Raw genomic sequence first — 15385 nt, 5'->3', positions numbered from 1 at the left:
GGGTTGCAGAAATGTGGCGACTGCCGGTGCCAAGCACTCGCGGCCGCGCTCGTGCTGAAACAGCTGTTGGTACCAAACGGCCTATTCAAGGCTGGGCTGGTAGGCGTGGCCGAACCGCTTCACGTCGATAACGTCGTAGCCCGCATAGGAGACCAGGCCGGCCACTCGATCGGGCCACAGTGCCGATGCAACGCATGAAGCAAGGCCGCCCCAGTCATAGCCGGCGAGAATGGCCTTCTCGATACCGAGAGCGTCGAGCAAGTCGATGACATCCTTGCCGAGAGCGGCTTACTGACCGCTGCGCATCGTGGAGCTGGACCGGAAGCGCGTTGGACCAAAGCTGCGCAGGTACGGGACGATCACCCGGGCTCCCGTTTCCGCTAGGCGAGGGGCCACCTCATCATAGGCGTGGATGTCCTACGGGAATCCATGGCTCAGCACCACAGGCCACCAGTCGGGCGAGCCGTATTCAAAATAAGCAATTTCGAGAGAGTCTGTTTTGACTGTTCGCATGAAGATCCTCGCATCAGGAACTGCTCAGAGACGCATTTCTCTCCGAGCGCCTGTTATGGCGGCGGCTTGGGGCAGCTTTGAGGACGCTTAGGAGAGGGCGCGCGCGGGTTATTATTGCAGTTGCTGTTCAACGACTGCGGCGAAATAAGAAGCCCCAAAAGGCAGGGCCTCGTCTTTGAAATCAAACCACGCGCTGTGAAGGATCTGGCCATTATCATCCGGGCCATTTCCGATCCACCCGTAACATCCGGGCCGGTCTTCAAGCATGAAGGCGAAATCCTCGACAATCATCGTCTGCGGCGGGTTTGTCTCGACCTTAGTGAATACCGATAATGCTGCAGCTTCCGCCGACCGCGCCGCCGGCTCAGAATTAACCAGCGTCGGATATTGCTGAGCGTAAGACACCTTGCAGTGAGCGCCTGTCGACAACGCTACACCTTCGACGACGCGGCGAAGCGCCGGTTGCGCTGCCGCGCGTGCTCGGGGAGAGAAAGCTCTCACCGTGCCTGGAATGGTGACTGTGTTCGGCAAGACCTTGTAAGCCTCCCCACCATGGATCTGCGTCGCGCTAACGACAAGAGCGTCGAGTGGATCAGTGTTCGCGCGGCAATTTGGTGAAGCGCGACGAGGATATGGCCGGCCGTCAGAACAACATCAGCGCCCTTGTGTGGTTGCGCTGCGTGCATGCCCTTGGACGACACCTCTATCTCAAAGCTATCGCCCGATGCCATCATCGGGCCGGCCTTAACCGCGAAGGTTCCGACTTCCATTCCCGGCCAATTATGCAAGCCGTTCGCATCGAACGTTTCGCCGCGGCGGCAAAGGAATCAAGGACCAGATCTCGCGCTCGTCCGGCTAGGTGCAGAACGGCGTGCGCCTCGTCGGCGAAGCGGGCGAAGCCCTGAAGCGGATTTCCGACCAGGTGAAGGCAGCCAGCGACATCCTCGAAATACAACGAGGGCTTATTGAAACTTCACACAAATTGTCGAAGCTCCACGATCCCCAACGTTGTCTCGATAAGTCAGCCTCCAAGATCGCGCTCGCTTGGTAAACGACAACGCGCCGAGGTAGACGGTATCGCGCGACAGCGATCTGAAGCGGTTCTGATGGCAGACGGGTGAACATCTTTGGTGGACGGCCAAACCGGGCCACAGATCGGCGCGGACCTTGCTCAACGTGGCGCAACAGTCGTGTTCACGACCGGCACCCGGAAAGCGTGCGCAAAGGAGTCCCGGGAACACTTGGCGTGATCTCCAAGCCTCTTAAGATTTGGAATTGCTGGGCACCATCCGGTTCGCTGCCGACAGGCACGCTGGCCGTAGTTCCGAGCCTCCAGCAAACTTGACGCTGTTCGGCTGAGCGACCCCAGAATTTTGCTTCTCGACTGATCGAGCGGATTCCGTCCGACTATCGGCCCCTGGACAGAAACTTTCTTCAATCAGTGGCAGCGTTCAGCACTTTTGCAATTTCGCTGGCGAGCTGACTTTGCGTGTAAGGCTTTCCAAGCCGGGCAACATTAAGGTCCAAGCCAGGTGGAAGTTCTGCATATCCCGATGCGATCAGAACGGGCAGCGTCGGTGATATGGCACGAGCCGCCTTCACCAGATCACCACCGTTCATGCCGGGCATAGAATAGTCCGTGATCATTAGGTCAACAGTCGGGCCGTTACGGAGACATTCGAGGGCTTCTTCACCAGAATGCGCCTCAACGACATCGTGGCCAAGGTCCATCAGCATATCGACTGAACTCATCGCTATCAGGATGTCGTCGTCAACCAGCAAAATGCGTTTGGGTCCGGTTGCACCATCGAGATGGGTGTCGGGCTTGCGCTCAGGTGAAGCTTTCACAGCGGTCATCGGCGATACTGGTATCCATAGTTCAGCAGTTGTGCCGATCCCTACTATACTATTCAGTTTCAGGCGACCCTTCAGTTGCAAAGCCAAACCATGGATCATGGAAAGTCCGAGACCTGTTCCCTTTCCTAACTCCTTGGTCGAATAGAACGGCTCGATGGCTTTCTTCAGCGTCTCCTCGTCCATTCCATGGCCTTGATCGGCGACAGACAGGACGACGTACGATCCAGCGGTGAGGTGCTCGCTCTCCACCGCAGCGCCGGATTGTTTCAACTGAATTTTGATCGTTCCACCGTCCGGCATCGCGTCTCGCGCATTGACCGCGAGATTGAGGAGAGCAAGTTCCACCTGGTTTGCATCCGCTGATACGGCGGGAAGGCCTTCGGGCAGTTCCGTTTCGATCTGAATCGCAGAGCCCACAGAGCGGCGGAGCATATCCTCCATGCCTCGAACAAGCCCAGGGAGTGCTACTGGTTCAATCTTGAGGTCCTGTCGCCTTGAAAACGCGAGCAGTCGCTGAGTCAGCGACGCACCGCGCCTAGCTCCCTCTAACGCTCCGTCAATTAAGCGTTTCGCCCGGCTGTCGTCGCCAACATGCCTCTCCAGCATTTCGAGGTTGCCCATCACGGCCATCAGGAGATTGTTAAAGTCGTGTGCCACACCACCTGTCAGCTGGCCTATTGCTTCCATTTTCTGCGATTGCCGCAGCTGTTCTTCAGCACGTTCACGCTGGCTGACCTCTACCATCACGTTGGCATGCGCCTCCTGAAGCTCGCGAGTTCGCTCCGTGACCCGCTGTTCCAAGACATCGTTGAGACGACGCTGGTCTTCCTCAGCTTGCATTCGCGCGGTAATGTCGGCGGAGACGCCCACTAGTTTAACAGCTGTTCCCCTACTGTCTTTATAGAGCTGGGCGCGTATTTCGGCCCAGTGGATCGACCCATCGCGCCAGATAGTTCGGTATTCGATGGAATAATCAGAGCCCGTTTCGATAGTCGCGTGGACCGCCGCCTGCATTCGCTCTTGATCATCTGGGTGGATGGCTGACAGCAAATCAGTATAGGTGAACGGCTCCGCGGCGGCGCGACCGAAAATTGCTTTGCACGTCGTCGAGGTCGTAAGCACGCTGCTGGCAAGGTCGAATTCCCACGCGCCAAGACGGCCCGCTTCAAGGGCCGTCTGGAGACGCCGCTCGCCCTCATTAAGGGCTTCCATTCTCAGTCGTGCTTCGTATTGCCGCCGTCGCCCCCTGAGAGCAGAACGGGCAACGCTGATAAAGGTCGTTGTGTGAAATGGCCGTTCGACAAAGCTCACGTTGCCCAACACTTCCGACAATCGGGCTGCCGCTGGATTGCGTTCCGGACCGCCCCCACGGGATGTGAGGACGATGAACGGTAAATCAGACCAGCTAGGTTGCTTTTCGATCCAGTCAGAGATGGCACGCAAATTTGCAGATCGCAGTGCCTCCTCGGTGACGACGACAAACGAAACGTCGTCACCAAGGTTGGAAATGAGCGACGTCAGATCGGCGACAGCTTTCGCTTTTGTGCCTGCTTCTTCCAACAGGGACAAAGCGATCTGCGCATCGCGTCCCGATGGAGCGTAGACAAGCCCGTATGCATCTCTATTAGGAATCGCTGCTGTCCTTGTCTGAGCTTTCCAGGACCGACTGCTTCTCACCTACAAAAGTGGGAACGCCCCGCAGGACGCCTTGGAATCCGGTCAGCGGTTCGCCGAGCGTAAGGCCATTTCGGGAAATCCGATATTCTCGGATGGTGTACTCATGCCTGCCGGTTCTCTTTTTGATGACTGAAACGGCTCGCCGAACTTGCCCTATTGCTTCGAAATACCGCAAAAGGATAACGCTGTCGGCAAGATAGGTCACATCGACGGGCGACTTCATGTCCCCGACAAGACCGTGCTGGGCGACGGTCAGATAAGTGTTCGCGCCTTGTCGGTTCAGGTATTGCAGCAACTCATGCATATGCAGAATGAGGGCGTTTTCTTCAGGCATGGATGCCTGATAACCGTTGATGCTGTCGATGACGACGGTTTTTGCATCGAAGCTGGTAACCCGATCTCTCACACGCTGAGCGAACTCGCCCGGCGACAATTCAGCGGCGTCAAGCTGTTCGATATGCATCAAACCATCGTCGCGCATTTTCTCAAGATCTAGGCCCATGGCCTTCGTCCTGGAAAACAGAAGGCCCAGCTCTTCATCGAAGAGGAAAACGGCTGCCCTCTCTCCGCGCTTGACCGCTGCGACGACGAACTGCAACACAAACAGGCTTTTCCCGGTTCCGGCCGGACCAATCAGAAGCGTGCTCGACCCACGCTCGATCCCGCCACCAAGAAGGTCATCGAACTCCTCGATGCCGCTTGATAAAGTTGTACGCTCGAAATCCGTTTTATGTTCGATGGCTCGTAGGCGTGGAAAGACGGCTATGCCGCCTTTTTGGACGATATAATCATGATATCCGCCGCGAAAAGCCTGGCCACGATACTTGATGATGCGCAGCCGTCTGCGCTCCGGGCCGTAGTCTGGGGCAAGCTGCTCCAGATAAATCACGCCGTGCACCACGCTATGAACAGTCTTATCAAGGCTATCCGCGGTCATGTCGTCAAGAAGGAGGACGGTCGCGTTCGAGCGGGAAAAGTAATGCTTCAAAGCCAGAATTTGCCGACGGTATCGGAGGGAGCTTTGAGCGAGCAACCGAATCTCGGAAAGACTATCGATCACAACCCTCTGTGGCTTCACGCGCTCGAACGCCTCAAAGATTAGCTTTGTCGTTTCGCCAAGTTCGAGATCGGAAGAATAGAGCAGGCTTTGCTGCTGGTCGGCATCCAGAAGACTTTCAGGTGGCACCAATTCGAAAATTTCAATGTTGTCACTGATTTCCAGGTCGTGTGATGCTGCCGCATCCCGAAGTTCTTCATCCGTCTCCGAAAGGCTGATGTAAAGACACCGTTCGTCGAGCCTCGCGCCCTCAATCAGAAATTGGAGGGCAACGGTTGTCTTGCCGGTCCCGGGTGACCCCTCAAGCAGAAAGACGTGGCGTCGGGTGAAGCCACCGGCCAGTACGTCGTCCAGACCGGGGATGCCCGTTTCGGCTTTTTTAGTCAGAACGTTGTCCATTAAATCTCCTGTTTCGTGGAAATGTAGAGTGCTGAGCGACCTTCGCAAGACGCTGTGCCATCAGATTCATCGGAACCTTGTTGTGGGCCTATGCCAGTATTGATCAGAGGTCTTTCTGAAGGATATCCGAGACGTTGCAAGGGGCGCACGGAGCTTTTTCGATCTTTACTTTGGCGGAAATCTTTGGATCACAGATGTTCAACGATTTCATGGAACGAAACTGCCATTCAAACGATAGGTGCGACAGCAGAGTAAGAGGAGTGTCATCACGACCGCCAGATAATGTCGCCAGTCGTAGATGGTCTGTCCCGGCCGATCATGAGAGCGATCAATGACACGGCGAGCCGAGTTGAAGAAGGGCATGTGGGTGGGTCTCGCTCGAAGCCGCAGTGGCGGTGCTTGATTCCTGTAACCACGTTCGCCGAGGCTGAAGGCGAAAAAGGTCAGATAACGTGGATCTGGTTCAGCTTACCCGACGAGGCCATCTTTGCCTGGGGAGGCCTATGGCGCGTCAGCGACGAATGTGACCTCCCTTGGGAGCTGCAATCTGGTCCAAGCGCACAAGACTACAGATCAAGCCGCCCGGTGTGACCGGGCGGCGTTCTTGCCTACGTGTTTACAGAAGTGGCCGCGACAGTCGTTAGCTTTGCGTTAGCGGCTTTTTAGGCGGATGTTTTTGAAACGGTGGCGCTCGACCATCTCAAGCTTGGCGAGACGCTTCTGGCAGCTCACAAGAACGGCACTTAAACGGCCAAGTCGCTGCGGCCTTGATGGCAGAGGAAGGGGAACTGTTCGCTAAGCGACCGCAGATACACAAGCTGTCGATCCTTGCCGACAAGCAGTCATAAATACCTCGTTAAGTGCGTACTATGCGTGAAGCGTTGCCATCCTAACGCCCAGCGTTCGATTGGTCGGTTCGCCGGTCGGAAGGAGAAATTCGCTTGAGATAGGGCGCTGTCCTGCTGTTTTTTGCCAGGGCAACGTGCTCCGGCGTTCCGCTTGCGACTATCCTGCCACCTTCATCTCCCGCACCTGGGCCGATGTCGATGACCCAGTCACTCGCCGCAGCGAGTGCCATGTCGTGATCGACGACAATCACCGTGTTGCCGGTCTCGACCAACGCATTGAGCTGTGCGATCAGCCGTTCGACATCTGACGGATGCAAGCCTGTTGTGGGCTCATCCAGCACATAGAGCGCGCCACCCTTCTGGGCGCGCTGCAGCTCCGTCGCCAGCTTAATGCGCTGCGCTTCACCTCCGGAAAACTCGGTCGCGGGCTGACCGAGCCGCAAGTAGCTCAAGCCTACCTCGCGCAGGACTTTCAATGACGAGCGAACACTCGGGGCGTCGTCAAAGAAGTCCCATGCGTCCGCGACGGTCAGCCCGAGCACTTGCGAGATGTCCTTGCCTCGGTATCTGATCTCCAAGGTCTGCGGGTTGTAGCGGGTGCCATGGCAAGTCGGGCAGGGGGCATAGACGCTCGGCAGGAAGAGCAGCTCGACCATGACAAAGCCTTCGCCTTCGCACCGGGGGCAGCGGCCCTTGGCGACATTGAAGGAGAACCGCCCGGCGTCGTAGCGGCGCTTCTTTGCCTCTGGAGTGGCGGCAAACAGCGAGCGAACATGATCGAAGAGGCCGGTGTACGTCGCGAGGTTGGAGCGGGGCGTCCGGCCGATCGGCTTCTGGTCGACCTCGATGAGGCGTCGGATGCTGTCTAACCCACCTTCGATCTTGCCCTGCGTCGGCGAGCCCGGCTCTACCTCCAGGCCGGCGTCGTCTTCCGCATCGTTTTCCGCGCGAACCGGAGCGCCAAGCGCTTCACCGACAAGCTTGACGAGCGCCTGGCTGACCAGGCTCGACTTGCCTGACCCGGAGATTCCAGTCACCGTCGTCATGACCCTGAGCGGAAACGCGCAGTCGACGTCACGGAGGTTATTTCGGGTGATACCGGACAGACGAAGCCATCCATCTGGTTCTCTATGGGTCCCGCAGGACTTTTGAGCTTCTGCAAACAGGTGCCTGGCAGTCTCGGATTGCTCGACCTTCCGCAGGCCTTCCGGTGGGCCGCTATAAAGGATTTCACCGCCCAGCTCGCCGGCTGCCGGGCCCACGTCGACGATCCAGTCCGCGTGGCGGACGACGTCGAGCTCGTGCTCCACGACGAACAGCGAATTTCCGACCGCCTTCAGCCCGTCGAGCGCCCGCAACAGCGCTTCGGTATCGGCCGGGTGCAAGCCTGCAGAGGGCTCATCCATGACATAGACGACGCCGAAGAGGTTCGAGACGACCTGGGTCGCCAGGCGAAGCCGCTGGAGTTCGCCTGGAGACAGGGTCGGCGTGCTCCGCTCAAGCGTGAGGTAGCCGAGGCCGAGATCGAGAAGGACATCCATCCGTCGGCAGAGGTCTGCTGCGATCCGCTGGACGACCATGGCTTTTTCCGGATGCTCTTTCCGCATGGTCGTAAGCTTGCCGGCATCGGCATCCGCGTAAGGCGCGAAGATGTCGGAGAACCGCGCCATCGGCAGCCTGCTGATCTCGGCATAGTCGAGGCCTTCGAACGTCACCGAGAGCGACTCCTTGCGCAGCCGCTTGCCCTCGCACAGCGGGCAGGCGCTGCTAATCATGTAGCGAGCGGCCCGCTTCTTCATCATGGCACTCTGCGTCGTTGCGAAGCTATGCGTGACATGCCGTCGGGCGCTCGAAAACGTCCCCATGTAAGAGGGCTCGTCCTTCCGTGCCATGGCACGCTTCACCTGATCGTGCGTGAGACCCGGATAGACCGGAACGACGGGCTGCTCGTCCGTGAACAGGATCCATTGGCGGGTCTTCTCCGGAAGCTCCCGCCACGGCCTGTCGACGTCGATTCCGAGCGTGATGAGAATATCCCTCAGATTCTGCCCGCCCCATGCCAACGGCCATGCCGCCACCGCGCGCTCGCGAATGGTCAGCGAGGGGTTCGGCACCATGGAGGCCTCGGTCACCTCGTGGACGCGACCGAGGCCATGACATTGCGGGCAAGCGCCCTCCGGAGTGTTTGGAGAAAACGATTCTGCGTCAAGGTGCGGTTGACCCGGCGGGTAGTTGCCCGTCCGGGAATAGAGCATCCGAAGGAGGTTCGAGATCGTCGTCACGCTTCCAACCGAGGAGCGCGCCGTCGGCGAGCCACGTTGCTGCTGCAGGGCGACGGCGGGTGGGAGGCCTTCGATCTGGTCTACGTCAGGTACGCGCATCTGTGTGAAGAGGCGGCGAGCATAGGGAGACACGGATTCCAGGTAGCGGCGCTGGGCCTCGGCATAGAGGGTGCTGAATGCCAGCGAGGATTTTCCGGATCCGGAGACGCCTGTGAAGACGACAAGCGCGTCCCGCGGAATGTCGACATCGACGTTCTTGAGATTATGTTCCCGTGCACCTCGGACGCGAACGACGCCTTCGAGCTTATGTTTCGGAGGCACTGCCTCATCGATAGGTCGTCTCGTCATCGGATTTCCTGCCGTTGCGCGTCGGAGGGAGATAGTTCCGAGGGTGCTGCGATCAACGGCGCATCCGAATGATTGCAGCGTTCCCTCACTCGAAGGAAGCGGCTTGCTCCAGTGGGCGGCGGCAGTCGATCTCGTCCATGCCATATCCCACCGCCGGCCCCACGCGGCGGACGAGCGGTTCCCATTGGCTGCGTTGATCGGCATACCGCTCGGCATCTGGTTTCGTCTCGATGCCGGCATTGCGTAACACCGCCAAAGCCGCGGCATAGCTCGCTTCAAAACCTGCAGTCCGCAAGTGGGTTTGTTTCTCATCGACTGTCGGGAAATTTTGACCCAGTGTTGCGAGCAAAAGGCGGGCACAGCTATGCAGGGACCCGACGGGAGCCGAGCGTGCAAATACGCCATGCTGCTGTCGATCGAGCGTGGTGTCGATCAGCGTCGTGAGGTCCAGCAAGACAAATGTCATTTGTGACACCGAATAAAGCGGTTCTATAAAGCGAAAGTAGAACAGCAGCGGATAGAAATGGTGCGCCTCCTTCGTCAACGCGAGCGAACGCACAAGATTACTCAGCTCGCTGGTGGCGTTGCTGAAGTCGCCCTCGGGGCCGAGCCTGCAAGCATTTCGGCCGCGTCGCCCGTGCCGCCGGTTATCAGATCGACGGTGAGCGCCAGAGTGTTGCGTTCACGCAGAGCGGAGTAGACCTGGACCAGATAGCTCAGCACCAGCGACAGCACCGATGCGCCGATCAGCGAATTGACGAGGAAGAGAATGCGCGTGGCAGAGGTATGGGGAGAATAGTCGCCACCTCCGACGATCGAGAGACTATTGCCGGCCACCAAAAGAGCGGTGACGAAGTCGCTCGACGTGTCGCCGCTGCTCGACTGGATCGCGGTGCCGAGGGCGGGGCGGATGATCAGCGCCGCGCCTATTGTCAGTCCGAGCGCCCAGAATGCGATCAGTGCAATGACGATCGCGGGTCCGGCAAAGGATAACGCTGCGGATCGGCGGCGGCCGAACAGTCCAGCCAGGATTTTGACCAAGCCCCAGACAATCCGGTTCCAGCGCGGCGCAAACAATCCCGTGCCGGCGCGAGCGTATAAAACGGTAAGGAAAATGTCGGCCAGGAAGAGCACCATCAGCCCGGCCCCGGCAATTTGTTCGACAGTCATGGTCGCTGTCTCTCATGTTTCCGGAGCAGGATGTGGGGTCGTGACAAGAGACATCTCTCCCGGCACGACGGCTCATCAATCATCAGTGCTGGTCGGCTTTTTGGTAGTGCTGCTCGTTATGTTCGGTGTCGATCGCAGATCCGCGAGATGCTTGCGAGCGGCATCGCGCGCAGCCTCGATCCCCTTGGGAAAGCCGCTGCGGTCACCGTAGCTGCGGGCCTGGCCTGGGCGGCGGGTGTGGCGGACGGTGGTCGCGCCCGCGGCGATGATGTCGAGAAGAGTGACGCCAGCGACCATCACCAGAGCCAGCGCTGCGTTGCCGCGTTTGCGGTTATCGGGACGAATGGCGGTGGCCAGGGTCGCAATATCCAGCGCGTCACCCGCCAGACGACTTGCAAGCCCCGCCTGCTTGTCCATCGACAGTGTCAAGAAACCGGATGCGATCTCGCGCACCCCGTAAGCACGCACCAGGTTTTCCTTGCCTTGCATGCCGAGCGCGCTGGTGATCTTTGCGGCGGCAAACAGTTCGGCAAGGCCAAGGCCAATGCTGAACCAGCCTAGATTGCGCGCCAACCGGTCGGATGAACTGAGCGAGCTCGGCCCGGATTGCAGGACTTTCGGATCACCCTCCGAACGGGTCAATTCAATGAGAAAAGACATTGTTTCAGCCCTCGGTTACGGTTTCAAAACAACCTTGATGCAGCTGTCCTGCTTATCTCGGAATACCTTGTACATTTCCGGACCCTCTTCGAGCCCAACGGTATGGGTGATCACGAAACTCGGGTCGATCTGCCCTTCCTCGATGCGCCGCAGAAGATCGTCGGTCCACCGCTTCACATGGGTCTGGCCCATTCGGAACGACAGACCCTTGTTCATCGCCATGCCCATCGGCAACTTGTCGATCAGACCGCTGTAGACGCCCGGGATCGAGATGATGCCGGCGGGACGACAGACATAGATCATCTCGCGCAAAACATGCGGACGATCGCTTTCCAGCATGACCATCTGCTTGGCGCGGTCCAACAGCGTGTCAGGCTGGCTTATCGATACATGGCTTTCAAGTCCCACGGCATCGATGCACTTTTCCGGTCCCTTGCCGCCGGTGAGCTCGTTCAATCGCTCAACGACGCTTTCATCCTTGAAGTTGATGGTGATCGCGCCGCTAGTCTCAGCCATGGAAAGTCGCTCGGCAATGCAGTCGATGGCGACCACCTGCTTGGCTCCGAGAAGCACGGCACTACGGATCGTCATCTGGCCAACGGGGCCGCATCCCCACACCACCACCGTATCGGTAGGCTCGATATCGCACTGGGCCGCGGCCTGCCAACCGGTCGGGAATATATCGCCCAGGAAAAGCACCTGCTCATCCGTCAAACTGTCTGGAACCTTGATATGCGTCTTATCGGCGAAAGGCACGCGCAGATACTCTGCCTGTCCCCGGGATAGCCGCCGGTGAGATGGGTGTAGCCGAACAGGCCGGCCGTGGTGTGACCGAATGCTTTATCACCCAAGTCCTTCTTTCGGTTCGATCGCTCGCAAACCGAAAAGTTGCCGCGTTTACACTGGTCGCATTCCCCGCAAGTGATGGTGAACGGTACGACGATGCGGTCGCCCTTCTTGAGCGCGCCGTTGATTTCGGAGCCCGTCTCGACCACTTCCCCCATCATCTCGTGCCCCATGATGTCGCCTGGCTTCATCGCTGGAATGAAATTATGGAAAAGGTGTAGGTCCGAACCGCAGATCGCACAGCTCGTCACCTTGATGATGGCATCGCGTGGATGCTCGATTTCGGGGTCCGACACCGTTTCGCACCGGATGTCTTCCTTGCCGTGCCAGACTAAAGCGCGCATGGGTTTCTCCTGTAGTGTTCTGAAAGGCTAGCCGATGAGTCGGTATCTGAAACGCGCAGGGGTTGAACTGTCGGCCCGATCACGTCTTTGATCGAACCAACTCAAGCGGCCGAAGTTCCCTCGGCAGGATTTTATTTAGGAATTAACGCGACGCTGTTCGCTTTAGGAGGTTGCGATCGTGACGGAACGACAGGACGCGATCCTTTATACTTACAGCTCCGAGACCGGCCCTTAATCGGCGCCTTGATTAGAAAAAGCTTCACTCGCGACTAGCTGACGATATATTGCGCCGATGCATCGCCATGAGAAGGTTGAAGAAATGGTTGGACAGGTGCCCGACAAACACGACGTTCCATTTCGTGCGCTGTTCGATGCATCCCCCACTCCACTGCTGGTCATTGCGCCGCCAAATTGGGAAATCATTGCTGCGAATGAGGCGCGCCTTCGGGTCACCGGCACTGCGCTCGAAGACCAGATTGGTAAACCGCTGTTCGATGTTTTTCCTGACGATCCCAACGACCCTGAAGCCGATGGTGTCCGCAATTTGACCGCGTCCCTCGAACGGGTGGTCAGGACCAAATCGGCTGACGTCATGAAGGTACAACGATACGCTTTAAGGGACGCGAACGGGCAGTTCGTCGAACGTTGGTGGACGCCTGTTAACACTCCGGTGTTCGATGATGAAGGCGCGGTCGAGTTCATCATTCATCGCGTTGAGGACGTCACCGAGCTGATGCACATGCGCGGCCAAGCCGAAGCACGCGATCAAACCGCTCAGGACCAGCAGGCGATCATCGAAAGGCTGCGGGCCACTGAAATTGCGCTGCGAGAAAGTACGGAGCGCCTGTTCTTCTTCCGGGAGCTTGAAGAGCGGCTTTTCGGCGCCGCCGCTGCATCCGACGTGATGACAGTCGCGACAGAGATGTTAGGTCGAAAACTCGGCGCATCGCGCTGCGCCTATGCCGATGTCCACGGCGATAGCGACCGTTTCTGGATACGCAACGACTATAACGCGCCGGGAATGGTAACCTCAGCAGGCGCTTATAGTCTCGATCTGTTCGGACCGCGGGCCGCGACAGATTTACGAGCTGGCCGCGCGCTTGTTGTGTGCGACGTCGCTGGTGAACTCGCGCCGGGGGCGGGACGAGAGATGTTCCAGTCGATAGGCATCGACGCAATCATCTGCTGCCCCTTGATCAAGGAGGGTAAGCTCACCGCAATGATGGCCGTTCATCAAGACCGTCCGCGCATCTGGGCGTCTGAAGAAATTACGCTTGTGAAGGAGGTGGCCGAGCGCTGCTGGGCACATGTGGAGCGGGTTGGGGCCGAGGCACGACTGCGCGAGAGTGAGGAGCGACTGCGTCTCGTGGTCGATAATGCCGATGTTGGCTTTTGGGACCTCGACGTTGTCAACAACACGTTGATCTGGCCCCCACGTACCAAGGCAATGTTTGGCATTTCCACAGACACACCGGTCACGATGCAGGACTTCTATGACGGCCTGCATTTCGCCGACCGCGAAGCGACCGCCGCAGCTTTCGCGGCGGCAACCGATCCCGACAAACGCGCGCTCTACGACGTCGAATACCGCACTATCGGCAAAGAGGACGCCGTAGTCCGGTGGGTGGCAGCCAAAGGCCGTGGCGTGTTCGACCCGAGCGGACGTTGCTTGCGTGTCGCCGGTACCGCGATCGAAATCACAGCTCGCAGGCAAGCGGAGGAAGAATTGCGCGAGCTGAACGCCACCCTTGAGGCTCGGATCGCCGCAGCACTTGCGGAACGAGAAGAAATCCAGGATGCACTCCGTCAAAGCCAGAAGATGGAGGCGATGGGGCAGCTCACCGGCGGCGTTGCGCACGACTTCAACAACCTGCTGACGCCAATCGTCGGCAGCCTCGACATGCTGCAGCGCAAGGGGCTCGGAGGCGAACGGGAGCAGCGCATGATCGCGGGTGCGGTTCAATCTGCAGAGCGCGCGCGGGTTCTTGTCCAGCGGCTTCTTGCCTTCGCGCGAAGGCAGCCGTTGCAGCTCGTGCCCGTCGACATTGCAAAGCTCGTCACCGACATGGGAGCGCTCGTCTCGAGCACGACCGGACCACAGATCAGGGTCTCGGTCGAAACGCCTAAAAACCTGCCTCTCGCCAAGGTCGATCCCAACCAGTTGGAAATGGCTATCCTCAATCTTGCCGTGAATGCACGAGACGCCATGCCGGACGGCGGCACTCTGCGTATTCAGCTGGTCCGGAGGCGATTGACGCCGGTCATCGTTCCGGCCTGCGGGCCGGGCATTACATCCGCCTTTCGGTGGCTGATACGGGTGGGGGCATGGACGAGGCCATTCTCGCCCGTGCCGTGGAGCCGTTCTTCTCGACCAAAGGTATTGGGAAGGGAACGGGGCTTGGTCTGTCCATGGTCCATGGGCTAGCCCTGCAGCTTGGCGGTGCGATCACCATTCAAAGCCGCCCCGGCCTCGGAACAAATGTCGAGCTATGGCTCCCACAAAGCGCCGACGTGCCAGAGCCTGTTGCAGCAACCGACGTGCCCCCCGTTCAGCCCGTCAGTGGGACAGCATTGCTGGTTGATGACGAGGACCTTGTCAGGATGAGCACAGCCGACATGCTGGCCGATCTGGGCTATGCGGTGATTGAGGTAGCGTCGGGCGAAGCCGCAATGCGCCTTGTCCACGGAGGCAAGCACTTTGACCTGCTTGTGACCGACCACCTCATGCCGGGTATGAACGGTACCGAGCTGGCCCTGGCGGTTCGGGCCATCAGGCCCAACGTGCCGGTTCTGCTGGTATCCGGTTATGCTGAAAGCGAGGGGGTCAACCCCAGCCTTCCACGGCTGACAAAGCCATTCCGCAAGGATGAGCTCGCGTCGAGCATCGCTCAGATCCCGATATAAATCAGTTCTCCGGCCCTTTTTTTGAGTGGGGATTCCAGATGGTAGCCGCTCGTCGATCTAGCCAGCGGCGGATCGGATCTTTTCCCGCCCTGGAAATTGTTGCGGATCAGGCGAAAACCAAACCAAAGCTGCAGCAAGGCGGCTCCCCAAAAACACAAAAGATCCATAGCCCCCTCCGATTTACGGGGCACCAACGCGGGGCGAACACCGTCGTTCCGATGGAGAGAGCTCCCGGCGGCCTATGCTTAACACTTTGTCACCGCGTCGACCTGAACCGCGGCAGTCAACTCCCTTCTTCGCCGGCGACGTAGGCGCCGGACCCAGACAGCTTTGAGACATCCGGCGGCTTATTCCAGATGAGCGCGGAGCATTGGGGGCAAGGTGTGCCCGAGGCGCCACATCCGCATCCGTGTGTTCCTGTCCATGGCTGCGTTGGGAGAGCCTCGCACACCCAGCTGGTATCTCGACAATCCTTGCACT

Annotated in this window: 9 protein-coding genes and 3 pseudogenes; 2 read left to right on the top strand and 10 right to left on the bottom strand. The window is 58.8% G+C overall.

Annotated elements, in window-relative coordinates; genetic code table 11:
• Positions 1-81: 81 nt before the first annotated feature.
• The 9 genes and pseudogenes from GQ59_RS33220 to GQ59_RS28940 all read right to left on the bottom strand — a co-directional run bounded on the left by GQ59_RS33220 (position 82) and on the right by GQ59_RS28940 (position 12001).
• The gene (locus GQ59_RS33220; protein WP_244448087.1) at positions 82-261 is read right to left on the bottom strand and encodes an alpha/beta fold hydrolase; all 180 of its coding nucleotides are present in this window, start codon (positions 259-261) and stop codon (positions 82-84) included.
• A gap of 363 nt (positions 262-624) precedes the next feature.
• Entirely contained in the window at positions 625-1044 is a 420-nt protein-coding gene (locus GQ59_RS31525) for a M20/M25/M40 family metallo-hydrolase (RefSeq protein ID WP_162183332.1), read from the bottom strand.
• A 903-nt stretch (positions 1045-1947) separates the two neighbouring features.
• Entirely contained in the window at positions 1948-4047 is a 2100-nt protein-coding gene (locus GQ59_RS28965) for a hybrid sensor histidine kinase/response regulator (protein WP_051904261.1), read from the bottom strand.
• Positions 3995-5503, bottom strand: a complete 1509-nt coding sequence (locus GQ59_RS28960) for an ATPase domain-containing protein (protein WP_037088126.1) — start codon at positions 5501-5503, stop codon at positions 3995-3997. The genes GQ59_RS28965 and GQ59_RS28960 overlap by 53 nt, the downstream gene beginning before the upstream one ends.
• Positions 5504-6392: 889 nt before the next feature.
• Positions 6393-8981, bottom strand: coding sequence for an AAA family ATPase (locus GQ59_RS28955; RefSeq protein WP_051904260.1), 2589 nt, complete (start codon positions 8979-8981; stop codon positions 6393-6395).
• Positions 8982-9066: 85 nt separating this feature from the next.
• Positions 9067-9540 (bottom strand): hypothetical protein, encoded by a 474-nt coding sequence (locus GQ59_RS33215; RefSeq protein WP_244448086.1) that lies wholly within the window; start codon positions 9538-9540, stop codon positions 9067-9069.
• An 8-nt stretch (positions 9541-9548) separates the two neighbouring features.
• Entirely contained in the window at positions 9549-10151 is a 603-nt protein-coding gene (locus GQ59_RS33210) for an ion channel (protein WP_244448085.1), read from the bottom strand.
• A gap of 75 nt (positions 10152-10226) precedes the next feature.
• The gene (locus GQ59_RS28945) at positions 10227-10811 is read right to left on the bottom strand and encodes a hypothetical protein (protein WP_037088125.1); all 585 of its coding nucleotides are present in this window, start codon (positions 10809-10811) and stop codon (positions 10227-10229) included.
• A 15-nt stretch (positions 10812-10826) separates the two neighbouring features.
• Positions 10827-12001 (bottom strand): annotated as a pseudogene (locus GQ59_RS28940) (zinc-dependent alcohol dehydrogenase).
• A 292-nt stretch (positions 12002-12293) separates the two neighbouring features.
• Here GQ59_RS28940 and GQ59_RS33495 point away from each other — a divergent pair.
• Both GQ59_RS33495 and GQ59_RS33490 read left to right on the top strand, forming a co-directional pair.
• Positions 12294-13679 (top strand): annotated as a pseudogene (locus tag GQ59_RS33495) (GAF domain-containing protein); the annotation flags it as partial.
• 96 nt (positions 13680-13775) lie between these two features.
• Positions 13776-14905 (top strand): annotated as a pseudogene (locus GQ59_RS33490) (ATP-binding protein); the annotation flags it as partial.
• On the opposite strand, the gene GQ59_RS28925 reads toward GQ59_RS33490, so the two are convergent.
• Entirely contained in the window at positions 14890-15072 is a 183-nt protein-coding gene (locus GQ59_RS28925) for a hypothetical protein (RefSeq protein ID WP_037088120.1), read from the bottom strand. The pseudogene GQ59_RS33490 and the gene GQ59_RS28925 overlap by 16 nt on opposite strands.
• Positions 15073-15385: the final 313 nt, after the last annotated feature.

Source organism: Neorhizobium vignae (assembly GCF_000732195.1).
Lineage (GTDB): Bacteria > Pseudomonadota > Alphaproteobacteria > Rhizobiales > Rhizobiaceae > Neorhizobium > Neorhizobium vignae.
The sequence above is the reverse complement of the archived record's forward strand: the minus strand, read 5'-3'. Positions and strand labels throughout refer to the sequence as shown.